General features: G+C 69.8%; 20 protein-coding genes and 2 riboswitches. Of the genes, 4 read left to right on the top strand and 16 right to left on the bottom strand.

The annotated features are described in order from the left end of the window. Window positions 1–167: 167 nt before the first annotated feature. Genes ligA through mnmA form a run of 5 tightly spaced genes read right to left on the bottom strand, consistent with a single transcriptional unit; the run spans window position 168 to window position 5,883 of the window. On the bottom strand, window positions 168–2,348 hold the full coding sequence (gene ligA / locus ACY34J_RS19790; protein ID WP_462727816.1) for an NAD-dependent DNA ligase LigA: 2,181 nt from the start codon (window positions 2,346–2,348) through the stop codon (window positions 168–170). 15 nt (window positions 2,349–2,363) lie between these two features. Next, complete coding sequence (locus tag ACY34J_RS19785) at window positions 2,364–3,374, bottom strand: methionine synthase (protein WP_462727815.1); 1,011 nt, start codon at window positions 3,372–3,374, stop codon at window positions 2,364–2,366. A 46-nt stretch (window positions 3,375–3,420) separates the two neighbouring features. Next, window positions 3,421–4,110 (bottom strand): SDR family oxidoreductase, encoded by a 690-nt coding sequence (locus tag ACY34J_RS19780; RefSeq protein ID WP_462727814.1) that lies wholly within the window; start codon window positions 4,108–4,110, stop codon window positions 3,421–3,423. A 24-nt stretch (window positions 4,111–4,134) separates the two neighbouring features. Then, window positions 4,135–4,674: an LOG family protein gene (locus ACY34J_RS19775; RefSeq protein ID WP_462727813.1), complete on the bottom strand. Its 540-nt coding sequence runs from the start codon at window positions 4,672–4,674 to the stop codon at window positions 4,135–4,137. Window positions 4,675–4,719: 45 nt separating this feature from the next. After that, a complete protein-coding gene (mnmA, locus tag ACY34J_RS19770; RefSeq protein WP_462727812.1) occupies window positions 4,720–5,883 on the bottom strand; it encodes a tRNA 2-thiouridine(34) synthase MnmA in 1,164 nt (387 codons plus the stop codon). Between the two features lie 93 nt (window positions 5,884–5,976). Between mnmA and ACY34J_RS19765 the strand changes: the two genes are divergently transcribed. After that, a complete protein-coding gene (locus ACY34J_RS19765; protein WP_462727811.1) occupies window positions 5,977–6,630 on the top strand; it encodes an N-acetylmuramoyl-L-alanine amidase in 654 nt (217 codons plus the stop codon). 25 nt (window positions 6,631–6,655) lie between these two features. On the opposite strand, the gene ACY34J_RS19760 is transcribed toward ACY34J_RS19765, so the two are convergent. The 10 genes from ACY34J_RS19760 to ACY34J_RS19715 all read right to left on the bottom strand — a co-directional run bounded on the left by ACY34J_RS19760 (window position 6,656) and on the right by ACY34J_RS19715 (window position 18,019). Continuing rightward, window positions 6,656–7,825 (bottom strand): cysteine desulfurase family protein, encoded by a 1,170-nt coding sequence (locus tag ACY34J_RS19760; protein ID WP_462727849.1) that lies wholly within the window; start codon window positions 7,823–7,825, stop codon window positions 6,656–6,658. Window positions 7,826–8,045: 220 nt separating this feature from the next. After that, window positions 8,046–8,915: a thioesterase family protein gene (locus ACY34J_RS19755; protein ID WP_462727810.1), complete on the bottom strand. Its 870-nt coding sequence runs from the start codon at window positions 8,913–8,915 to the stop codon at window positions 8,046–8,048. A gap of 51 nt (window positions 8,916–8,966) precedes the next feature. Then, the gene (locus tag ACY34J_RS19750) at window positions 8,967–9,626 is read right to left on the bottom strand and encodes a trimeric intracellular cation channel family protein (RefSeq protein ID WP_462727809.1); all 660 of its coding nucleotides are present in this window, start codon (window positions 9,624–9,626) and stop codon (window positions 8,967–8,969) included. 18 nt (window positions 9,627–9,644) lie between these two features. Beyond that, window positions 9,645–10,748: an ABC transporter ATP-binding protein gene (locus ACY34J_RS19745; protein ID WP_462727848.1), complete on the bottom strand. Its 1,104-nt coding sequence runs from the start codon at window positions 10,746–10,748 to the stop codon at window positions 9,645–9,647. A 32-nt stretch (window positions 10,749–10,780) separates the two neighbouring features. Next, window positions 10,781–11,878: an ABC transporter ATP-binding protein gene (locus tag ACY34J_RS19740; protein WP_462727808.1), complete on the bottom strand. Its 1,098-nt coding sequence runs from the start codon at window positions 11,876–11,878 to the stop codon at window positions 10,781–10,783. Then, window positions 11,875–12,873, bottom strand: coding sequence for an ABC transporter permease (locus ACY34J_RS19735; RefSeq protein WP_462727807.1), 999 nt, complete (start codon window positions 12,871–12,873; stop codon window positions 11,875–11,877). The genes ACY34J_RS19740 and ACY34J_RS19735 overlap by 4 nt, the downstream gene beginning before the upstream one ends. 115 nt (window positions 12,874–12,988) lie before the next feature. Further along, complete coding sequence (locus ACY34J_RS19730; RefSeq protein WP_462727806.1) at window positions 12,989–14,755, bottom strand: ABC transporter substrate-binding protein; 1,767 nt, start codon at window positions 14,753–14,755, stop codon at window positions 12,989–12,991. Window positions 14,756–14,875: 120 nt separating this feature from the next. Continuing rightward, window positions 14,876–15,874, bottom strand: a complete 999-nt coding sequence (locus ACY34J_RS19725; RefSeq protein WP_462727805.1) for an ABC transporter permease — start codon at window positions 15,872–15,874, stop codon at window positions 14,876–14,878. A 364-nt stretch (window positions 15,875–16,238) separates the two neighbouring features. Continuing rightward, window positions 16,239–17,084, bottom strand: coding sequence for an enhanced serine sensitivity protein SseB C-terminal domain-containing protein (locus ACY34J_RS19720; RefSeq protein ID WP_462727804.1), 846 nt, complete (start codon window positions 17,082–17,084; stop codon window positions 16,239–16,241). Between the two features lie 161 nt (window positions 17,085–17,245). Continuing rightward, window positions 17,246–18,019 (bottom strand): enhanced serine sensitivity protein SseB, encoded by a 774-nt coding sequence (locus ACY34J_RS19715; protein ID WP_462727803.1) that lies wholly within the window; start codon window positions 18,017–18,019, stop codon window positions 17,246–17,248. A 233-nt stretch (window positions 18,020–18,252) separates the two neighbouring features. Between ACY34J_RS19715 and ACY34J_RS19710 the strand changes: the two genes are divergently transcribed. Then, complete coding sequence (locus ACY34J_RS19710; protein ID WP_462727802.1) at window positions 18,253–19,443, top strand: hypothetical protein; 1,191 nt, start codon at window positions 18,253–18,255, stop codon at window positions 19,441–19,443. 38 nt (window positions 19,444–19,481) lie between these two features. On the opposite strand, the gene ACY34J_RS19705 is transcribed toward ACY34J_RS19710, so the two are convergent. Then, window positions 19,482–20,144: an AAA family ATPase gene (locus tag ACY34J_RS19705; RefSeq protein ID WP_462727801.1), complete on the bottom strand. Its 663-nt coding sequence runs from the start codon at window positions 20,142–20,144 to the stop codon at window positions 19,482–19,484. Window positions 20,145–20,426: 282 nt separating this feature from the next. Further along, a riboswitch (glycine riboswitch) is annotated at window positions 20,427–20,537 on the top strand. Beyond that, window positions 20,538–20,650, top strand: a riboswitch (glycine riboswitch). 50 nt (window positions 20,651–20,700) lie between these two features. Between ACY34J_RS19705 and gcvT the strand changes: the two genes are divergently transcribed. Together gcvT and gcvH are read left to right on the top strand one after the other, a co-directional pair. Beyond that, window positions 20,701–21,831, top strand: a complete 1,131-nt coding sequence (gcvT, locus tag ACY34J_RS19700; RefSeq protein WP_462727800.1) for a glycine cleavage system aminomethyltransferase GcvT — start codon at window positions 20,701–20,703, stop codon at window positions 21,829–21,831. 104 nt (window positions 21,832–21,935) lie between these two features. Continuing rightward, window positions 21,936–22,310 (top strand): glycine cleavage system protein GcvH, encoded by a 375-nt coding sequence (gene gcvH / locus ACY34J_RS19695; protein WP_462727799.1) that lies wholly within the window; start codon window positions 21,936–21,938, stop codon window positions 22,308–22,310. Window positions 22,311–22,409 lie beyond the last annotated feature (99 nt).

Here is a 22,409-nt window from a genome sequence, read left to right as displayed (position 1 = left end):
GATGCCACCACGTCCGAGTTCCCACCACGCGGCCGTGCACGGCAGGCGCACGCTCTCAACAGTAGGCCGCAAAAGGCTGCTAGGGGCAGCGATCCGCAGCGGTTGCCCGAATGCGACCTGGGCATCCGCAACCGTCTGATATGCGCCGATCGAGTGGGAGCTGACGGCTATTCGGGTGACACGGCGGCAGCTTCCCGCGCGGCGTCCGCCCCATGCTCGAGCAGCACCGCGAAGCCGTCTTCGTCGAGCACCGGCACCTTCAACTGGACTGCCTTGTCGTACTTCGATCCAGGGTTGTCACCTACGACAACAAAGTCAGTCTTCTTCGAAACGGAACCGGTTACCTTCGCTCCGCGGCTCTGCAGCGCCTCTTTTGCGCCATCTCTGGTGTGCGACTGCAGCGTGCCGGTGACGACGACGGTGAGCCCCTCCAGCGGCCGGGGCCCCTGCTCCTCGCCGCCGGCCTCCTCCATCCGCACCCCGGCGCGCCGCCACTTCTCGATGATCTCGCGGTGCCAGTCCTCCTCGAACCACTGCTTGAGCGAGGCGGCGATCGTCGGGCCGACGCCCTCCACGGCTGCCAGCTCCTCCTCGGAGGCGGCCTGGATCCGGTCCAGTGAGCGGAACTCGCGGGCCAGCGCCTCTGCCGCGACCGGTCCCACGTGCCGGATCGACAGGCCGGCGATGATCCGGGCGAGCGGCCGCTGCTTGGCCGCCGCGATGTTGTCCAGCATGGCGAGGGTGTTCTTCTTCGGCTCGCCCTTCTGGTTGGCGAAGAAGGTGACGACCTTCTCCTTGCCCGTCTTCGGGTCCCGCTTGGGCAGGCCGCTGTCCGGGTCGAGGACGTAGGACTTGATGGGCAGCAGCTGCTCCACCGTCAGGTCGAACAGATCACCCTCGTCCTTCAGCGGCGGCTCGGACGGCTCCAGCGGCTGGGTGAGCGCGGCGGCCGCCACATAGCCGAAGTTCTCGATGTCCAGGCACTTGCGGCCTGCAAGGTAGTAGATCCGCTCACGCAACTGGGCCGGGCAGTACCGGGAGTTGGGGCAGCGCAGATCGACGTCGCCCTCCTTCATGGGCTGCAGCGGGCTGCCGCAGTCCGGGCACTCGGCCGGCATCACGAACTCGCGCTCGGTGCCGTCCCGCAGGTCGACGACCGGACCGAGGATCTCCGGGATCACATCACCCGCCTTGCGCAGCACGACGGTGTCTCCGATGAGCACGCCCTTGGCCTTGACCACGTCCTGGTTGTGCAGGGTCGCGAACTCGACCTCGGATCCGGCCACCTTGACCGGCTCCACCACGGCGTACGGTGTCGCCCGTCCCGTACGGCCGACGCTCACCCGGATGTCCACCAGCTTGGTATTGACCTCCTCGGGCGCGTACTTCCACGCGATCGCCCAGCGCGGGGCCCGGGAGGTGGAGCCCAGCCGGCCCTGCAGCGGGATCTCGTCGATCTTGACGACGACGCCGTCGATCTCGTGCTCCACGGAGTGGCGGTTCTCGCCGTAGTAGGCGATGAACTCACGCACCCCCTCCAGGGAGTCGACCACGGTGCAGTGCTTGGCGACGGGCAGGCCCCACGCGCCCAGCAGCTCATAGGCCTGCGACAGGCGGTCGATGGTGAAGCCTTCGCGAGCACCGATGCCGTGCACCACCATGTGCAGCGGGCGGGAGGCGGTGACCCGGGGATCCTTCTGGCGCAGCGAACCGGCCGCCGCGTTGCGCGGGTTGGCGAACGGCGGCTTGCCCGCCTCCACCAGCCGCGCGTTCAGCTCCTCGAACCGCTCCATCGGGAAGTAGACCTCGCCGCGGACCTCCACCAGGTCCGGGACCCGGTCCCCCTTCAGCCGGTCCGGGATCTCGGCGATCGTACGGACGTTGGGCGTGATGTCCTCGCCGGTCCGGCCATCGCCGCGGGTCGCGGCGCGGGTGAGCCGCCCGTGCTCGTACGTCAGGTTCACCGCGAGCCCGTCGACCTTCAGCTCGCACAGGAAGTGGTACGGCGTCGAGCCGAGCTCCCTGGCGATACGGTCCGCCCAGGCGGTCAGCTCCTCCTCGGCGAAGGCGTTGTCCAGGCTCAGCATCCGCTCGCGGTGCTCGACCGCCGTGAATTCGGTTTGGTAGTACCCGGCGACCTTCTGGGTGGGCGAGTCGGGGGTACGCAGCTCCGGGTACTGCTCCTCCAGCTCCTCCAGCGACCGCAGCAGCTGGTCGAACTCCGCGTCGCTGATGACGGGGGCGTCCTTCACGTAGTACCGGAAGCGGTGCTCCTCGACCTGCTCAGCGAGCCGGGCGTGCCGCTCCCGCGCCTCGGCGGGCACTGCTGCCTGCTGTTCGCCAGCCACCGTTTCGTCCTTCCGTCACTCAGGGTTGTCAGCGAGCGATCTCGCCGCCCGGACGCAGTGGGCCAGCGCGGCACGCGCGTACGTGGGCGAAGCGCCCGCGAGCCCGCACGCCGGAGTGACCACCACGGACTCGGCGAGAGTCCCCGGTGACAGCCCCAGCCTGCGCCACAGCGTCCTGACACCCATGACGCTACCGGCCGGGTCCGACAATCGAGAGTCTGTGCCCGGCACGACTCCGGCGAACAGTCTCGTGCCGCTCTCCACGGCCTCACCGATCGCGTCGTCGTCACGCTCGGTGAGCAGTCCGGCATCGAATGACACCGCTGCCGCACCGGCCCGCCGCAGCAGCGAGAAGGGCACCTCCGGCGCGCACGAGTGCACCACCACCGGGCCGTCCGCGACCGCCATCACCTGCCGCAGGGTGCCCTCGACGACGGCCCGGTCCACCGCCCGGTACGTCCGGTAGCCGCTGGCCGTCTTGACCCGCCCGCGCAGTACGGCGGTCAGCGAGGGCTCGTCGAGCTGCAGCACGATGTCGGCGCCCGGCACCCGCCGCCGTACGTCGGCCAGGTGCTCCCGCAGCCCCTCGGTCAGGGACTCGGCGAGGTACCGGCAGGCCCCGGGGTCCTGGAGCATCGCCTCGCCGCTCTTCAGCTCCAGCGCGGCGGCCAGCGTCCACGGGCCGACGGCCTGCACCTTGAGGGGCCCCGCATACCCCTGCGTGAACTCCTCCAGCGTGTCGAGATCCTCCCGCAGCCAGGACCGGGCGCGCCGGGTGTCCCGCCCGGGGCGGTCGCCGATCCGCCACCCGCTGGGCTCCACGCGCGCGTACATCTCGACGAGCAGCCCGGCCGTCCGCCCGATCATGTCCGCCCCGGGGCCCCGCGCGGGCAGCTCCGGCAGATGCGGAAAGGTCTCGAAGGACCCGGTGACGGTCTTCACGGCCTCCCGTACGTCCGTCCCCGGCATCGACCCGACGCCGGTCGCCGCGCCCGCGCCCCAGCTGGTGCTCTTCTTCTCGCTCACCCCGGAAGCGTACGAGACCGGGCGTGCGCGGGCCGGACCAGTGCCGTCAGCCGCGGGGGCGGACCGACAGATCGGTGATCTCCGCGTCCGGCGGGAGGTCCAGGGCGGTGAGGATGGTCGTGGCGACGGACTCGGGGGCCATCCAGCGCTCCGGGTCGTACTGCTTGCCCTCCTGCTGGTGGACCTTCTCCTGCATCGGGGTCGCGGTGCGGCCCGGGTAGACGGAGGTGACGCGAACGCCGTTGCCGGCCTCCTCCTGGCGCAGCGCATCCGCGAGGGCCTTCAGACCGTGCTTGCCCGCGGCGTACGCGCCCCACTCGGGATTCGCCCGCAGCCCGGCGCCGGAGTTGACGAAGACGACATGGCCGCGGGCCAGCCGCAGTTGGGCCAGCAGCAGCCGGGTCAGCTCGGCGGGCGAGACCAGGTTCACCGCGAGGTTCCGGTTCCACACCTGGGGAGTCAACTCGTCGACGCGGCCCAGATCGACGACGCCCGCGACATGCAGCAGGGAGTCAAGCCGGTCCGGCAGGGCCTGCTGGCTCAGCGCCCAGGAGAGCCGGTCCGGTGCGGCCAGGTCCCCGACGACCGTACGCGCGCCGGGGAACCGCGCCGACAGCTCCTTGGCCCGGCCCGCGTCCCGTGCCAGCAGCCACAGCTCGTCGCCGCGCTCCGCCAGCCGCCGGGCCACGGTGTAGCCGATACCGGAGCCCGCCCCCGTGATCAGATGTGCAGTCATGCCCCCAGCTTGCCGCAGCCCGCCCTATCGGATGCCGACGGCCTCTTCCAGGTATGCCAGCGCCGCGACTCCGTCCTCGGCGAAGAAGACGAGTTCGGTGAGCGGGAGCGGAAGGAAGCCCTCTTCCTCCATGCGCAGGAACTGCTGCTTGAGGCCGTCGTAGAACCCCGCCGCGTTGAGCAGCACGGCCGGCTTCGCGTGGAGCCCGTGCTTCTTCAGCTCCAGGATCTCGGTGGCCTCGTCCAGCGTTCCCGTACCACCCACCATGATCACGATCGCGTCGGCGCGGGCCAGCAGCATCGCCTTGCGCTCGGCCAGATCCTTGGCGATCACCATCTCGTCAGCGTTCGGACGGGCCTTGTGCTGCAGGAACTCCACCGAGATCCCGACCAGTCGCCCTCCGGCCTCCTGTACTCCGTCTGCCATGACCTTCATCAGCCCGGCATCCGAACCACCCCACACCAGCGTGTGCCCGCCCTTGCCGATGAGCTTGGCGAATTCGCGGGCGGGACGGGTGTATCGCTCGTCGAGATCCGCCGCGGAGCAGAAGACGGTGATATCCATGCGGCCACTCTACGAGCCGTCACCGACAGCTCCGCGGGAAGTCGATCAGCCCTGGGCGGCGGCCGACGCCCGCTGTGTCGTGGCGATCGTGGCCGAGCCGACGACGCGCGTGCCGTCGTACAGCACGATCGCCTGGCCGGGGGCCACGCCCCGCACCGGCTCGGCGAAGGTCACCCGCAGCTCCGCGCCGTCGACCAGCTCCGCCGTGACCGCCGTCTCGCCGCCGTGGGCGCGCAGCTGCGCGGTGTACGCGCCGGGGCCGGCCGGGGCGGTGCCGCACCAACGGGGCTTGATCGCGGTCAGGCCGGTGACGTCGAGGGCCTCGGCCGGGCCGACGGTGACGGTGTTGTTCACCGGGGAGATGTCCAGGACGTAGCGCGGCTTGCCATCCGGGGCGGGCACGCCCAGCCGCAGGCCCCTGCGCTGGCCGATCGTGAAGCCGTACGCACCGGTGTGGGTGCCGAGCTTGGTGCCGTCCTCGTCGACGATGTCGCCCTCGGCAGTGCCGAGGTGCCCCGCGAGGAAGCCCTGGGTGTCGCCATTGGCGATGAAGCAGATGTCGTGGCTGTCGGGCTTCTTCGCCACCGCGAGGCCCCGGTGCTCCGCCTCGGCCCGGATCTCGTCCTTGGTGGTGACCGTGTCGCCCAGCGGGAACATCGCGTGGGCGAGCTGCCGCTCGTCGAGCACACCGAGGACGTACGACTGGTCCTTGGCCATGTCGGAGGCGCGGTGCAGCTCGCGGGTGCCGTCCTCCTTGACGACGATCTTCGCGTAGTGGCCGGTGCACACCGCGTCGAAGCCCAGGGCGAGGGCCTTGTCCAGCAGCGCGGCGAACTTGATCTTCTCGTTGCAGCGCAGGCACGGGTTGGGCGTGCGCCCCTCGGCGTACTCGGCGACGAAGTCCTCGACGACGTCCTGGCGGAAGCGCTCGGCGAGGTCCCAGACGTAGAAGGGGATGCCGATGACGTCGGCGGCGCGGCGGGCGTCACGGGAGTCCTCGATGGTGCAGCAGCCGCGGGCTCCGGTCCTGAAGGACTGCGGGTTCGCGGACAGCGCGAGGTGTACGCCGGTGACGTCGTGCCCCGCTTCCGCCGCGCGGGCGGCCGCGACCGCGGAGTCGACGCCGCCTGACATGGCGGCGAGGACGCGGAGGCGACGTCCGTCGCGAGGAGCGTGGGGATCAGGGGCGCCCGGGAAGTCAATCGTCATAGCCCTACCAGAGTAAGGGGAGGGACGGGAACCGTCCGGCGGTCGCACGCGTTATCGATCACGAAGGGGCGGCGGATACGGGGCGGGGGGCTCATGCAGCAGCGGACGAAGCCGGAGCGGCGGGGGATCGGCAGGCGCTCTCTGCTCATCGGCGGCGGTGCGGTGGCCGGGCTCGGCACGGCCGGCCTGCTCGGGTCGGACGCGCTCGCCCGCTGGTGGTGGCGCCTCCCCGGCCATGAGAAACCGCGCAAGGACGGCGCGGTCGATCACCGGGGTGCTCAGTGGATACCGGCCTCGGCCGCCAACGCGCGCCGCGCCAGCCGGCCGTACGACTACACCATCGACCGCGTGATCATCCATGTCACACAGGGGAGTTATCCAACGACCCTCAAGGTGTTCCAGGATCCCTGGCACGGCGCCGCGGCCCATTACGTGGTGCGCTCCGCGGACGGCCACATCGCGCAGATGGTCCGGGAGCTCGATATCGCGTACCACGCGGGCAACTTCCTCTACAACCTGCGCAGTGTGGGCATAGAGCACGAAGGCTGGATCGACCGCGAGGAATACTTCACGGACGCGATGTACCGCTCCTCGGCGAAGCTGACCGCAGGGGTCTGCGACCGGTACGGCATACCCAAGGACCGCGAGCACATCATCGGCCATGTCGAGGTTCCCGGCACCGACCACACCGATCCCGGGCCGCTGTGGGACTGGGACCGCTATCTGCGGCTGGTACGCCGGGCCTGATCCCCTCGGCTCTCGGTAGCGGCCCTCAGCTGAGTCCGGCGGTCCGGGCCCGCTCCACCGCCGGGCCGATCGCCTCGGCCACGGCCTCGACATCGGCCTTCGTCGAGGTATGGCCGAACGAGAAGCGCAGCGTGCCGCGGGCGAGGTCGGGGGCCGTGCCGGTGGCCAGGACGACATGGCTCGGCTGGGCGACGCCGGCCGTGCAGGCCGATCCCGTCGAGCACTCGATGCCCTGCGCGTCGAGCAGCAGCAGCAGGGAGTCGCCCTCGCAGCCGGGGAAGGCGAAGTGGGCGTTGGCCGGGAGGCGCCCGCCCGGGTCGGGGTCGCCGCCCAGGATCGCGTCGGGCACGGCCTCCCGGACCCGCTCGATCAGCTCGTCGCGCAGCGCGCCGATCTCCCGGGCGAACTCCTCGCGGCGCTCGGCGGCCAGCCGTCCGGCGACGGCGAACGCGGCGATCGCGGGGACGTCGAGGGTGCCGGAGCGTACGTGCCGCTCCTGCCCGCCCCCGTGCAGCAGCGGTACGGGCGCGTACTCACGGCCCAGCAGCAGCGCTCCGATGCCGTACGGGCCACCGATCTTGTGCCCGCTGACGGTCATCGCGGCCACTCCGGAGGCGGCGAAGTCAAGCTTCAGCTGACCGAAGGCCTGTACCGCGTCCGCGTGCAGGGGGATGCCGAACTCCTGGGCCACCTCGGCCAGTTCGGGGACCGGCATGACCGTGCCGATCTCGTTGTTGGCCCACATCACGGTGACCAGTGCCACGTCCGAGGGGTCGCGGGCGATCGCCTCGCGCAGCGCGTCGGGATGCACCCGGCCGTACTCGTCCACCGGCAGCCATTCCACCCGCGCACCTTCGTGCGCGGCGAGCCAGTCCACGGCGTCGAGGACCGCGTGGTGCTCCACGGGGCTGGCCAGCACGCGCGTACGGCGCGGGTCGGCGGTCCGGCGGGCCCAGTACAGGCCTTTGACGGCGAGGTTGTCGGACTCTGTTCCGCCCCCGGTGAACACCACCTCACTGGGGCGGGCACCGAGCGCGGCCGCGAGCGATTCGCGGGCCTCCTCGACCGTACGGCGGGCCCGCCGACCGGCCGCGTGCAGGGAGGAGGCGTTTCCGGTGGCGGCGAGATGGGCGGTCATCGCCTGCACCGCCTCCGGGATCATCGGGGTGGTGGCGGCGTGGTCGAGGTAGGCCATGATGTGCACGATTCTACGAGCCACGGCGGGGGCGCTGGGCGGGGGCGCAGGGCGGGGTACGTGCGCCCCCGGATCCGGTGCGGCGAGCCGCGGGCGTCAGCGGCCACCCGTGACATCACCCCTTGCCATCGGACCGATGGCGTCACCGCGGGCGTTACCGTTCTCCTGTCGCGCGTACCCGGCCACGACGCCCCCGATGCGGACTACGCCGGGACCCGGCTCAGCCCTGCGGGGCCCGCGCCAACTGGCGGGACTGGGCGACCAGACGATCCTCACTGTCCCAGACCTCGGCGTCCTCCTCCAGGAAGCCGCCCGCGAGATTGCGGGTGGTGATCGCGACCCGCAGCGGCCCAGGAGCCGGCCGGCAGCGGATGTGAGCGGTGAGTTCGACGGTGGGGACCCAGCCCTTCAGGCCCAGCTCGAAGGCGGTCGGCGGCAGCGCATCGACGGCCAGCAGCACGGACAGCGGATCGGGGTCGCGCCCGTCGGCGAGCCCGAACCAGGCGCGCATCTCCCCGCGCCCGCTCGGCGCGCCGACCGCCCAGCCGGCCGTCGCCGGGTCGAGCCGCAGGTTGAGCCGTTCGGTGATCGCGGTGCTGCCGGGGATGGGCCGGCCGCCCTCGGGCGCATGCTCGGAGCCGAGGCAGTGCTCGTACGGCGGCATGGCGGGCGGCTTGGCCGACGTACGGACGTCGTCGGTGAGGGCGTCCAGATCCCCGTACGAGGCGAGGACGCGGATGCGCTCCACCTCGCTGCCGTCCTCTGCGCGCTGGATGAGGGAGGCCTGGCCGGTGGACAGGGTGCGACCGGTGCGTACGACCTCGGTGCGGATCTCGGCGGGCCCCGGCCGGGAGGCGGTCAGATAGTGCGCCGTGATGGTGAAGGGATCGCGGTGCGGCAGGGTGTCGCCGAGCGCGCGGCCCAGCATCGCCAGCAGATAGCCGCCGTTGACGGCGTGGATGATGGTCCAGCCCGCCGACAGTTCGGCGCCGTAGACCCCGGGTTCACGCTGGACGACCGCCGTGTCCCGGTCGAACTCGCTGTCCCCGATGCTCGCCTGCGCCGTGTCCGGCGCCTCGCCCTGTGCCATGAGATGCACCGTACAGGTAAAAGTTACCCATGGGTAGGGTCTGGTTGAAACTCAGACTTCCTCGGTCGCCGAGGAGCGCCGGTGCCAGGCTCTGGGGGCGCGCCAGCCGAAGCGCATCGCCAGCAGCCGGATCACGAACGCCGCCACCGCGGCCAGCACACCTGTGGTCCCGTTCAGCGACTGGAAGTGGATCAGCACCGCGACCATGGCGGCGCCGACGATGGCCGGTACGGCGTACAGGTCACGGTCCCAGCGCAGCAGCGAGGGCACCTCGTTGGCGAGCACATCCCGCAGCACACCGCCGCCCGCGGCCGTCACCAGGCCGAGGACGGCGGAGAAGGGGAGAGCGAGCCCATACGCGTACGCCTTGGTGGTGCCCGCCACGCAGAACAGCCCGAGCCCGGCCGCGTCGAAGATGAGCACCGCGCCGGTCATCCGCTCCACGTGCGGATGCAGAAAGAAGACGATGCCGGCCGCGAGCAAGGGGGTGGTGAAGTACCCGACGTCGGTGAAGGCCGCCGGCGGCACGGCGCCGATGATCAGGTCACGGATCAGCCCTCCGCCCAGCGCGGTCGCCTCGGCGAGCACCGCGATGCCGAACACGTCGAAGTTCTTGCGTACGGCGAGCAGCGCTCCGGAGATCGCGAAGACGAAGATCCCGACGAGGTCGGTCCAGTGCTGGACGGAGGGGGTGAACAGATCGGTGAGCACCCGGCAATTGTGCCGGTCCTACTCCTGCGGTCCCTCCTTGGAGACCTCCGCCGCGTTCGTGACGTCCGCCGCATGCGCCGCCCCGGGCAGCGCGGCGTCGGCCGGTACCTGGTCGGGAGCGTTCTCCGGGTGGTGGCAGGCCACCTGATGCCCGGTCTTCAGCGCCACCAGCGGCGGCTCCTGCGTCTTGCACACCTCCGTGGCCTTCCAGCAGCGCGTATGGAAGCGGCAGCCGGACGGCGGCGAGATCGGCGAAGGGACATCGCCCTTGAGCAGGATGCGCTCGCGCTCGGCCTTGCGCCGGGGGTCCGGCACCGGCACCGCGGAGAGCAGCGCCTTGGTGTACGGGTGCATGGGCGACTCGTAGAGCGTTGTACGGTCCGCCAGCTCCACGATCTTGCCCAGGTACATCACCGCGATCCGGTCCGAGACGTGCCGGATGACCGACAGGTCGTGCGCGATGATCACGTACGTCAGGCCGAGCTCGTCCTGGAGGTCGTCCAGCAGGTTGACCACCTGCGCCTGGATCGACACGTCCAGCGCCGACACCGGCTCGTCCGCCACCACGAGCCTCGGCTTGAGGGCGAGCGCCCGCGCGATGCCGATCCGCTGCCGCTGCCCGCCGGAGAACTCGTGCGGGTAGCGGTTGTAGTGCTCGGGATTGAGGCCGACGAGCTCCAGCAGCCGCTGGACCTCCTTCTTGATGCCGCCCTCGGGGGTCTTGCCCTGCAGCTTGAACGGCGCGCCCACGATGGTGCCCACCGTGTGCCGCGGGTTCAGCGACGAGTACGGGTCCTGGAAGATCATCTGGACGTCGCGGCGCAGCGGCCGCATGCGCGCGGTGCCCAGGTGCGTGATGTCCTTGCCCTCGAACTCGATCTTCCCGCCGGTCGGTTCGAGCAGCCGGGTGATCAGCCGGCCCATCGTCGACTTGCCGCAGCCCGACTCACCCACCACGCCCAGGGTCTCCCCCGGCCGCACGTCGAAGTCGAGGCCGTCCACGGCCTGCACCGCACCGACCTGCCGCTGCAGGATCCCCTTCTTGATGGGGAAGTGCTTGACCAGGCCGGTGACCTTGAGGAGGGGCTCAGGCGAAGCGGTGGCCTGCGCCGGGACCGTCACGTCCTTCTTCACGGTGGCGTCCTTTGCGTTGCTCACAGCTTCGGGGCAATCTCTTCGGTCCAGATCCGCGTCCGGTCCTCCTGGGCCATGTGGCAGGCGGAGAAGTGCCGGCTGCCGACCTCACGGAGCTCGGGGCGCTCGGTGCGGGTCACCCCGCCCTTGGGCACGTCCGCGTACGGGCAGCGCGGGTGGAAGGCGCAGCCGCTCGGGATGTTGATCAGGCTGGGCGGCGAGCCCTTGACCGGGATGAGCCGGTCGGTCTGCTCGCGGTCGATGCGCGGCATGGAGCCCAGCAGGCCCCAGGTGTACGGGTGCTGGGGCTCGTAGAAGACCTTCTCGGCGGGCCCGCGCTCGACGCAGCGGCCGCCGTACATCACCAGGATGTCGTCGGCCAGTTCGGCGACGACACCCAGGTCGTGGGTGATGATCACGACCGCGGAGCCGAACTCCTTCTGCAGATCCCGGATCAGGTCGAGGATCTGCGCCTGGACGGTGACGTCCAGGGCGGTGGTGGGCTCGTCGGCGATCAGCAGCTCGGGGTTGTTGACCAGCGCCATCGCGATCATCGCGCGCTGGCGCATGCCGCCGGAGAACTCGTGCGGGTAGCTGTCCACGCGCTTGTCCGGCTGCGGGATGCCGACGCGGTCGAGCATCTCGATTGCCCGCTTGCGGGCGGTCTTCTTGTCGACGTCGTGGTGGACCCGGTACGCCTCCACGATCTGGTGCCCGACCGTGTAGTACGGGTGCATCGCGGACAGCGGGTCCTGGAAGATCATCGCCATCTCCCGGCCGCGCATCTTGCGCACGACGTCGGGGGACGCCGAGAGGAGCTCCTGGCCGTTCAGCCAGATCTCGCCGGAGATCCGGGCCTTGCTGCGGCCGTACTGGCCGACCGTGTGCAGGCCCATGACGCCGAGCGAGGTCACCGACTTGCCGGAGCCGGACTCGCCCACGATGCCGAGGGTCTTGCCCTTCTCCAGCCGGAAGGAGAGCCCGTCGACGGACTTGACGAGGCCGTCGTCGGTCGGGAAGTGGATCTTCAGGTCGCGTACGTCGAGGAACGCGGTGGGCTCCGTCGAAGCCGATATCTGGGGCTCGTTGACGGCGCCGGTCTTGTTGATGTCCGTCACGAGAGCCTCACTCGGGGGTCGATCACGGCGTACAGGAGGTCCACGACGAGGTTGGCCAAGACCACGGCGGCGGCCGTGATCAGAGTGACGCCGAGGATCAGGGGCAGGTCGCGGTCCCGGACCGCCTGGAAGGCGGAGAGCCCCAGACCGTGCAGGGAGAACGTGGTCTCGGTGAGGATCGCGCCGCCGACCAGCGCACCGAGGTCCATGCCCAGGATGGTGAGGACCGGGGTCATCGTGGACCGCATGGCGTGCTTGCCCAGGACGACCGGTTCCCGCAGACCCTTGGCCCGCGCGGTGCGTATGTAGTCCTCGCCGAGCACCTCGAGCATCGTGGCCCGGGTAAGGCGGGCGTACATCGCGGCGTAGAGGAAGGCCAGCGTGACCCAGGGGAGGATCAACCCGCTGAACCAGCCGGTCACGCTCTCCTCCAGCGGGACGTACTCGCTGTTGAACCAGCCCAGTTGGGTACGGAAGATGGCCAGGGAGATCAGGCCGGTGAAGTAGATCGGCAGCGACACACCCGCGAGGGCGGTGATCATTGCCGCACGGTCGATGGCGGTGCCGCGCTTGAGCGCGGAGAGCACACCGGTCGCGACACCGGTGACCAGCCAGAGCACGACGGCGCCGGCGATCATCGAGACCGTCACCGGGAACGCGTCCACGAGCATCGGCCAGATCTCCTGCTCCGTGCGGAAGGAGTAGCCGAAGCAGGGGGCACTGCAGTGAATGGTCTCGCCGCCGCCGGTGTAGTCGCGCCCGGCCACGATGCCGACGATGAAATGCCAGAACTGCACCAGGATCGGCTCGTCCAGGCCCAGCTTCTGACGGACGCCTTCGATGGCTGCCGGGTCCGCCTGCTTGCCGACGAACATCGCGGCAGGGTCACTGCCGGTCAGCTTGGGGATGAGGAAGAAGATGCCGAACGTCACCAGCGTGACGACGAGCAGCATCACAACGACGGCGGTCAGCCGCCTGATGAGATATGCAAGCATGCAGTCGGCCCGGGCGGTGGCCCGGGAACCGTCGGACGGTTCCCGGGCCACCGCTCGCGGCCATCACCTGCCCTTCGAACCTAGCGGCGGGTGCGCCGGTGGAGCGTGTGGACGGTCACTTGACGACACCCAGCGACGCGTAGTCGTAGCGGCCGTTGTAGGAGTCGGCCGTGTAGACGTTGGTCAGGCGGGAGCTGCGCCAGATGATGTTCTTCTCGTTCGTGAAGGGCAGGTAGACCGCGGCCTCCGACACCTTCGTGTTGATCTGCTTGTAGATCTCGCCGGCCTTCTCCGGGTCGGTCTCGAGCAGGGCCTTGTCGAACAGCTTGTTGATCGCGGGGTCGTCCAGCTCGGAGAAGTTGTTGTTACCGCTCTGGAGGATGAACCGGCCGTCGACCAGCGGCTGCAGGAAGCCCTGGCCGGACGGGAAGTCGGCACCCCAGCCCATGATGATGATGCCGTAGCCCTTTTGCTTGACCACCTTCGGCGAACCGATGATGCCCGAGGTCTGGGCGCCGTCGTACTGGTCGATGTCGGCGTCGATGCCGACCTTCTTCAGCGACTGCTGGAGCGACTCGGCGGTGGCGACCTCGATCGGCTTGTTGTTGCGGACCGCGATGCGGGTCTTGAAGCCGTTCGGCTTGCCGCAGGCCTTCAGAGCGGCCTTGGCCTTGGCGATGTCCGGCTTGCCGGAGAGCTTGCCGTACGGGTCGGCCTTGACGTCCGCGCCCTTGATGGACGGGGGCAGCATGTTGGGGGCGATGTCACCGCCGGCCTGCGGGCCGCCACGGGCGGTCTGCAGCGACTTGGTGTCGGCCGCGTAGATGATCGCCTTGCGGCAGTCTATGTTGTCGAGCGGCTTGACCGTCTGCGGGAAGACCGCGTAGCGGATGAAGCCGGTCTGCGGGTTGTCCGCGTTCTCCTTGTGCTGCTGCAGCACCTTGGCACGGGCGGCCTGGCCGACGCCGGTGGCGTTGATGTCGAGGTCGTACTCGCCCTCGATCAGCCGGTTGTCCATGTCATCGGCGTTGGTGGTCAGCTTGACCGTGATCTTGTCCGGCAGCGCCTTGCGGACCTGGTCCGTCTTGGCGTCCCACTTGTCGTTGCGGATGAGCGTGATGGACTTGTTGGGCGTGTACTGCTGCCACTTGTAGGGGCCGTTGGAGAACGGCTTCAGGCCGTACTTCGCCTTGGTGTCCTTGTCCTGACGCACCGGGGTGGCCGAGGGCATGGCCAGCATCTGCAGGAAGTCACCGTTGGGCTTCGGCAGCTTGAAGACGATGGTCTTGTCGTCCGGCGTCTCGATGGCCTTCAGGCCCAGCTTGTCGGCGGACTTGTCCTTGTACGGGCCCTTGTACTCGCCCTTCGGGTCCAGGACCTGCTGCAGGTAGATCGGACCACCCGAGATGACGTCCTGCGCCCAGATGCGCTCGATGCCGTACTTGATGTCCTTGGAGGTGACGGGCTTGCCGTCCTCCCACGTGAGGCCGTCCTTCAGCGTGAAGGTGTACGTCTTGCCGTCCGCGGACACCTTGCCGGTGTCGGTGGCCATGTCCGGGACCAGCTCGGTGCTGGCCGCGCCCGGCTCCGGCTTGAAGGTGATCAGCTGACGGGTGTAGTAGCGGGCGAAGTCCCACATGAAGCCGTAGTAGCCGCGCTGCGGGTCCCACGAGTCGGCGTCCTGGGTGCCGATGAACTTGAGGGTGCCGCCCTTCTTGTCAGAAGCGTTGGCGACCTTGTTCACCGCCGCGTTGAAACCGGCGGCACCGCCTTTGCCCTCGTTGTCCTTGCCGCCGCCGCACGCCGCGGTGCCGAGCAGGGCCGCAACGACGAGCGCCGATCCTGCGGCCAGTCTGCGCCTCGATGAACTGTTGGTTGTCACGATCTCGCAACCTCCGGGTTGGTCGCGGTCCAAGCTTCCGGACCGACGGTTGGGGGGCCTCCTGTCGGATCGGCAGGGGCGGTCTGCAGGGGGTTGGTGGAGCGGCGCACCCTGGTGCGCCTAGCGGGCACCCTTGGGGTCCAGTGCGTCGCGCACGCCGTCACCGAACAGGTTGAACGCCAGAACTGTGATGAAGATGGCCATACCGGGAATCACCATGAACATGGGATCGGCCTCGTAGGTGCTGACCGCCTTCGAGAGCATCTGGCCCCAAGAGGCGGTGGGCGGCTTGACGCCGGCGCCGAGGAAGCTCAGCGCGGCCTCGGTGAGGACGTTCGTGGGGATCATCAGCGTCGCGTAGACGGTGATCGGCGCCACGAGGTTGGGGAGCAGCTCCCGGAAGAGGATGTAGATCCCTCCGGCCCCGAGGCTGCGGGCGGCCTCCACGTACTCGCGCTCCCGGAGGGAGAGCGTCTGGCCTCGCACGATGCGCCCGACGTACGGCCAGCCGAAGAAGCCGATCACCACGATCAGCGCGCCGATGCGCACCCCGCTTCCGGCGAGCCCGAACAGCTCGTTGGGAAGGACGGACACGAGCGCGATGATGAACAGCAGCTGCGGGAAGGCGAGCAGCACGTCCATGACCCGGCTGATGGCCGCGTCGACCCAGCCGCCGAAGTAGCCGGCGATGATGCCGAAGACGGTGCCGAGGACGACCGCGAAGACGGCCGCGAGGAACGCCACGAGCAGCGAGATGCGGGCGCCGTAGACGACCCGGCTGAAGACATCGCGGCCGTTGACCGGCTCCACCCCGAAGAGGAAGTCGGAGCTGATGCCGCCCCAGGAACCCGTGGGTGTTCCGAACAGCGGGTCGATCTTGTCCTCGTGGAAGTCGTTCGGCGGGTGCCCCAGGAGACTGACGATCAGCGGCGCGAAGACGGCGACGAGGATCAGGAAGAGCACCACGACGCCGCCGACCAGCGCGATCTTGTCTCGCTTCAGCCGTACCCAGGCGATCTTCCACGGCGAGCGGCCTTCGATCGCCTTCGCCGGGACATCGGCCGCGACATCGACGGCCGCGGTCTCGGCCGCGCTCGTGTCGTGCAGTGGTGCCGTCATCGTGGTAGGGACCCCTCTCGGCTCGGCCGGTTGTATCCGGCCCGTGCCTGCCGCTGTAGCGGCTGTTTCAATCACAAGTGCTGGTCGTACGGGTGGTGCGAGGTTGCGGCAAGCGCGGCCGGTGCCGGTGATTGCACACAATGTGCAGCAGATCGCACAAAGGGCCGACCGCCCGGCGAACGTGAGTCTTCATCTCGTTTGCGATCACCCGCCAGTCCCCCCAGGGAAAGGATGCGCAACTGTGATGTGGTCAGATGATTTCCGTTATACGAACACTGAAGCCAGCTGAGCGGTTGAACAGCCGTCAATGAGGAGTGGATTGAGGGGCATATCCGCCTTAAACGGACGCCCGGATACTGGACGGTCAGTAGGGCCGCGGAGCGGGTCCGGTCTGCCAGCCGTACTGCGGGGGATAGCCGTATCCAGGGGCCTGCGTGCCGTGCGCGGGCGGCACGGCGGGCGCGGGCGGTGCGCCGGCGCCGTAGGCCTCCCGGTCGAAGAAGGGACGGGAGTTGGCCCGCATCCACATCGCCACAGGGTCGTACTCATCGGACATCGCGACGCTGGAGACGGGCAGCCCGTCCGGCACGGCGCCGATCGACTGCTGGATCATGGCGCGCACCGACTCCACGGCCTGCGGGCCGGCGTCGTACAGGTCGAGACCGATGGCGAGATAGGGCGCGCCGACCGCAGGCTGCACCCAGGCCCGGCGCAGCGACCGGACCGCGGGCGTACGGTGCGCGTTCTGGGTGAGCAGGGCGTAGAACTGCGGGAGCTGGATGGACGGTTCGGACAGCTGCAGCGGGCCCGCGGGCAGCCGGTCCAGCCCCACGGCGATCCGGCGCAGGTCGAGCCAGGGGATGCCGACACCGCCGCCCGGGCTGTGGGGATTGAGCCAAATGCCCCAACGGTCGGGATAAAGGGCGTTCGCGATGTCCCAGCCGCTGACGACCTCGTGGGACCGGTTCCAGCCACTGGTGACGAGTTCCTGGGCCGAGGTGACACAGGGGGCGTAGCCCAGCCCGTCGACCTCCATGTTTCCGTACTGGGCGTCAGGGGCCCCGGGGTCGCCGTGCCAGAGCAGCATCCACAGCTCGCCCTCCGCGAGGGCACGCAGCAGCGCTTCGTAGGCGTCGTACCGCCCGGGCGTCACCTGCCGCAGCAGGTGCTCGACCGCACCGGCCGCTTCTGCCCCGCCTCCCGCGCTCACCTGGCTCCGCCCTCTCTCTCGGCCTCCCGGCCCTTCCGGGGTACGGCCTGCACCCCGCTGGTCATCCAACCAGCTTACGAGTCCGGGAAGGCGGCTATCGCGCGCACTGTGGCGCAGTTGACGCGGCACCTCGGCGCGGGCCTTGGCATGGCGCCGGTCGGTTACACCGCGGTGTGGAAGGGGTGCACGCGCTGCAGCATCCAGTCGCCGACAGGGTCCTGGGCGATGTCCAGCAGCACCAGCTGGACGGGCCACGGCACCGGGACCGCGCCCAGCGCACGGCCGAGCGCGTCCATCACCACGGTCCGCTCGCTCGGGCCGCAGGGGGTGAGCAGTTCGACGCCGATGAAGAGCGAGGGATCCTCGCCCTCCACACTGGCCAGGGCCCGGCGCGCGGTGCGGACGACCCCCGTCGTGGCGAACTCGCCGGCGGCCGCGGCGAGAAAGTCGACGGGCTCCTCCTGCCAGTCGGGCTCAAAGAGCCGCACCCGGCCGCCACTTGCGGCGCCATCGAGTTCGGTGCGGCCGACGCGGCACAGCTCGGCGACGGCGGACGGCGGCAGCGGCACGCCGACCGCGCCGCCCGGATTGACCGCGATACCCAGCTGCGGCGGCAGACCGCGGGCGAACTCCCGGGCCGGGGCGATGGTGTACGACATATGGGCGCCGACGACCTGCAGGAACTGCTCCTCGGAGCTGAACACCGGGACGTACGCGGCGCCGTGGATCTCGACCGTGGGCAGGTCGAGATCGCGGCTGTGGGGACTCCCACCGTTCGGCAGCGGGACCCAGACATGGCTGCGGCCGAGCACCTCGACGATCCGGGGGCCCGCGCCGTCGACGCCGAGGGAGGCGGCGAGCACCTCTTCCAGTTCATTGCCGGGAAATCCGCCGGAAGGCATGGAGTAGCCGTGCTGCTCCGCCGCCATGCTCATCGCGCCCCACCACCGTTTCGTACCACGTGCACACGCACCCTAACGGCTGCATCCGTAAGCGTTGCCGCCGGTTGCATCCGATCCGCAGCGAAGCGCCTGGTCAACGGGACAGACGAGGACATCTCCCGACGACCACATGCCACGACTCTCCGCAGTTGACCAGTTGCGCTGCGTGTCCATTCCTTCGCACTGTGATCGGTAAAGCCGTTCATACCACTGAAGGGAAACCCTCCATGCCCGTAAGAGGGAAGACCGGCATTCTCGCCTCGTCCGTCGTGTGTGGCGCCCTGGCGTTCGGCACCCTCGGCGCAGCCGCCCCGGCGATGGCCGACGCTCCCATTCGTTCCGTAAGCGCATCCGACTCCCCGCCGCTCCCCGTCCCTCCCGCCTCGGGACCGGCCGCGCCGGCCCCGGGCAGCGACCAGCTGCTCGACCAGACAGAGACGCTCGGCCGCTTCGGCAATGTCCTGCCGCCCATCACCGATCTTCTGGAGTCCGTGAAGGAAGCTCCTGGCAACAAGCTCTCGGCCGACGAGAGCGACCAGCGGATCGACGCGATCAAGGAGGCGCTCGCGCCGCTGACACAGGGCGCCGCTGCGCAGCCCGACCGCGAGTCCAGCACCTCCACAGCCGTCCAGCCGGACCGGACGAACCTCGCAAACGCATCAAGTCTCAGCCTCGGGCTGTTGCTCAAGGCCGCCGCCCTGGCCGGGGCGAAGGCTGCCCAGCAGGATCAGCACGGCAGCGGGGACGCCGCGGCCCTGCCCTCCACCAACGCTGAGACCAGCGTCGAAGCCAACGAAACCAGCGCCGCTGAGAACGCCGAAACCAGCGCCGCTGAGAACGCCGCATCCCCCAGCACCGGACCCAGCCTGCCCGAGAACAACACCCCACCGAGCACCGGACCCAGCTTGTCTGAGAACGCCGCATCCCCCAGCACCGCGCCGAGTGTGCCCGAGACCGCCACCACCGGCACCGCACCCAGCCTGCCTGAAAGCGCCGACTCCCCCAGCACCGCACCCAGCTCCCCCGAGAACACCGCCACCCCCAACACCGCACCCAGCTCCCCCGAGAACACCACCACCCCCAACACCGCACCCAGCCTGCCTGAAAACGCCGACTCCCCCAGCACCCCACCGAGCCTGCCCGAGAACACCGCGGCCCCCAGCACCGCACCCAGCTCCGCCGAGAGCACCCCCTCCACATCCACCTCCGAGGACGTTCCTGCCGAGGATCTCGACGAAGAGATCGACGCGCTGCGCGAGGCCCTCTCCTCCGGCGACGTGCAGGCCATCACGGCAGCCCTCCAGGACCTCCTCACCGCCGCCATCGGCGATGTGCTCAAGGATCTGCCGCCGCTGGACGACAACATGCAGGAGGCCTCCACCCTGCCGGCGCCCCTGATGCTGCCGCAGAACTCCTGACCAGCTGGGCCGACTGACACGGAGGGCGGTGCGGGGGCCTACCGGAAGCCGATGCCCTGCAAAGCGTCGGCAGCCGGGCGGTCCAGCAGTACGGCGGATGCGCAGCCATCCGGCAGCCGCCCGCCCTCCACGTCGGCCACCAGCCGTCGCACCGCACCGCGGTGCCGCCCGAAGGCGTAGTCGGAGACCCCGCGCCCACGGGAGGCCTGACCGGCCAGGGCCGTCCGCGGCGGCACATCCAGCAGCACCAGGTGCACCGCGCGCCCGCGGCGCCGCGCGTCGCGGGCCAGCCAGCGCCGTACCCAGGCGTGCGAGCCGCAGTCGTGTACGACGATGCTGCGACCGGAGCGCAGGGCCCGGCGCAGCCCCGCATAGTGCGCGATCCGCACCAGGGGCCGGTAGATCCCGTACGGCAGCGCGGCAGGCAGTCGGCGCTCCCAGCGGTCCCGGGTGTCCTGGGAGTCGATCCGGTGTACGGCGGCGCCGCGGGCGTCGCGTCCTGCGACGGTCCGCTTCATCAGCGTGCTCTTGCCGCTGCCCGGCAGCCCTGAGACGACGACCACGTCACCGGCCGGGTAGTGCAGCTGCCGTACGGGCTGCTCACGGTCGGCGGATGTCTCCCCGGAGTCCGGTCCCCGCAGGTCGAGCGCGGACTGGAATCGACCGGGCGTGAAAGCGTGCGGCTGCGGCGGTGCCGGCATCGCTCCTGCGGACTTCGTCCGGGTGGGGGCATCCCCTGGGAACAGCTCGTATCTGTGGGAGGTACCTGGGGCAATGCCCCCGTGCGCGACGACCTCAGCGGTCGTCGCGCACGCACTATGCCAGTGCACCGTGATCGTCCTCCCCGTTCATAAGGTCGCCGTGGGCCCTCCGAGCAGACTGTCAAGAAAAGGTAATGCCGTAAACCTCAATACCTCGCCACCGGCCTGCCCATACCCGCCCGGCCGTGCAATGATGAGCCCGCCAACTCCATACCGGCCGTATAAACCCGCGCGGGAGAGTCCTCGGAGACCGGCAGCTGTGTCGGCCGCCCGGGGCGCCGAAGGAGCAAGTCCTCCCTTGAATCTCTCAGGCCCCAGTACTGCGCGGGCGAGGCAGATCTGAAAAGCGGGCCGCTACGTGCGGTCCCACCCAAGGTGCAAGCCGTGACCCACTCACGTGCGGGGTCGTGGCGAACCTCTCAGGTTCCGATGACAGATGGGGAGGCTGTGTTTTCCGACAGCGCCTCGCCATCGACCCCACGGGAGCCTGACCCTCATGACCGACGCTCCACGCCGCACAGCACTCGATGCGGTCCATCGCGCGCTCGGTGCGACCATGACCGACTTCGCGGGCTGGGACATGCCGCTGCGCTACGGCAGCGAGCGCGACGAGCACCTCGCCGTCCGCACCCGCGCCGGACTCTTCGACCTCTCGCACATGGGCGAGATCACCGTGACCGGCCCACAGGCCGGTGAGCTGCTCGACTACGCACTGGTCGGCAACCTCTCCGCACTCGCCGTCGGCCGCGCCCGCTACACCATGATCTGCGAGGAGTCCGGCGGCATCCTCGACGACCTGATCGTCTACCGCCTCGCCGAGCAGGACTTCATGGTGGTGGCCAACGCCTCCAACGCCCAGGTGGTGCTGGACGCCATCAAGCGGCGGCAGGGCGGCTTCGACGCGGCCGTCCGGGACGACCGCGACAACTACGCACTGATCGCCGTCCAGGGGCCCGAAGCACCGGGGATCTTGAAGTCGGTCACCGACGCCGATCTGGACGGGCTGAAGTACTACGCGGGCCTGCCCGGCACCGTCGCCGGCGTCTCCGCACTCATCGCCCGGACCGGCTACACCGGCGAGGACGGCTTCGAGCTGTTCGTCGCCCCGGGCGACGCTGAAGCGCTGTGGCAGGCGCTGACCGAGGCGGGCAAGGACGCCGGCCTGGTCCCCTGCGGTCTGTCCTGCCGGGACACCCTGCGCCTGGAGGCGGGCATGCCGCTGTACGGGCACGAGCTGACCACCGCGCTCACCCCCTTCGACGCGGGCCTCGGCCGGGTCGTGAAGTTCGACAAGACGACGAACGGCGGCCGCTTCGTCGGCCGGGAGGCCCTGGAAGCCGCGGCCAAGCAGGCCGAGGAGGCCCCGCCGCGCAAGCTGGTGGGGCTGGTCGCCACCGGCCGCCGGGTACCGCGGGCGGGCTACCCGGTCGTGGAGAACGGCTCCGGCACGGTCATCGGCGAGGTCACCTCCGGTGCCCCGTCCCCCACCCTCGGCAAGCCGCTCGCCATCGCGTATGTCGACGCCGCCCACGCCGAGCCGGGTACGGAAGGCATCACCGTGGACATCCGCGGCAGCCACGAGCCGTACGAGGTCGTCGCTCTCCCCTTCTACAAGCGGCAGCGCTGAGCGCCGGTCCGCGGCTCCGCCACGTGGCGCCTCTCACACCGAACCGTCTTACCTGTCAAGACCCCATTCACGAGCAGTCCCTTGCATCCAGGAGAATTCAGGTCATGAGCAACCCCCAGCAGCTGCGCTACAGCAAGGAGCACGAGTGGATCTCGCCCGCCGAGGAGGGCGTGTCCACCGTGGGCATCACCTCGCACGCCGCCGACGCACTCGGTGACGTCGTCTACGTCCAGCTCCCGGAGGTCGGCGACACCGTGACCGCGGGCGAACCCTGCGGCGAGCTGGAGTCGACCAAGTCCGTCAGCGACCTGTACGCGCCCGTGTCCGGAGAGGTCACCGAGGTCAACCAGGATGTGGTGGACGACCCGGCGCTGGTGAACTCCGCCCCCTTCGAGGGCGGCTGGCTGTTCAAGGTGAAGGTGAGCGACGAGCCGGAGGACCTGCTCTCCGCCGATGAGTACGCCGCCTTCATCAGCTAACCGACACCACCTGCCCACCCGCCACCCGTCCAAGGGACCCTGATGTCGCTTCTCAACAGCTCCTTGCACGAGCTCGACCCGGACGTCGCCGCCGCGGTG

The organism is Streptomyces sp. HSS9-12 (assembly GCF_054963655.1).
The sequence above is the reverse complement of the archived record's forward strand: the minus strand, read 5'-3'. Positions and strand labels throughout refer to the sequence as shown.

Excerpts from the sequence above, each read along its gene's own strand:
- ACY34J_RS19780 (WP_462727814.1), bottom strand. The coding sequence starts at position 4,110 with ATGACTGCACATCTGATCACGGGGGCGGGCTCCGGTATCGGCTACACC.
- ACY34J_RS19775 (WP_462727813.1), bottom strand. The coding sequence starts at position 4,674 with ATGGATATCACCGTCTTCTGCTCCGCGGCGGATCTCGACGAGCGATAC.
- mnmA (WP_462727812.1), bottom strand. The coding sequence starts at position 5,883 with ATGACGATTGACTTCCCGGGCGCCCCTGATCCCCACGCTCCTCGCGAC.
- ACY34J_RS19765 (WP_462727811.1), top strand. The coding sequence starts at position 5,977 with ATGCAGCAGCGGACGAAGCCGGAGCGGCGGGGGATCGGCAGGCGCTCT.
- ACY34J_RS19760 (WP_462727849.1), bottom strand. The coding sequence starts at position 7,825 with ATGGCCTACCTCGACCACGCCGCCACCACCCCGATGATCCCGGAGGCG.
- ACY34J_RS19755 (WP_462727810.1), bottom strand. The coding sequence starts at position 8,915 with ATGGCACAGGGCGAGGCGCCGGACACGGCGCAGGCGAGCATCGGGGAC.
- ACY34J_RS19735 (WP_462727807.1), bottom strand. The coding sequence starts at position 12,873 with ATGCTTGCATATCTCATCAGGCGGCTGACCGCCGTCGTTGTGATGCTG.
- ACY34J_RS19725 (WP_462727805.1), bottom strand. The coding sequence starts at position 15,874 with ATGACGGCACCACTGCACGACACGAGCGCGGCCGAGACCGCGGCCGTC.
- ACY34J_RS19715 (WP_462727803.1), bottom strand. The coding sequence starts at position 18,019 with ATGAGCATGGCGGCGGAGCAGCACGGCTACTCCATGCCTTCCGGCGGA.
- ACY34J_RS19710 (WP_462727802.1), top strand. The coding sequence starts at position 18,253 with ATGCCCGTAAGAGGGAAGACCGGCATTCTCGCCTCGTCCGTCGTGTGT.
- ACY34J_RS19705 (WP_462727801.1), bottom strand. The coding sequence starts at position 20,144 with ATGCCGGCACCGCCGCAGCCGCACGCTTTCACGCCCGGTCGATTCCAG.
- gcvT (WP_462727800.1), top strand. The coding sequence starts at position 20,701 with ATGACCGACGCTCCACGCCGCACAGCACTCGATGCGGTCCATCGCGCG.
- gcvH (WP_462727799.1), top strand. The coding sequence starts at position 21,936 with ATGAGCAACCCCCAGCAGCTGCGCTACAGCAAGGAGCACGAGTGGATC.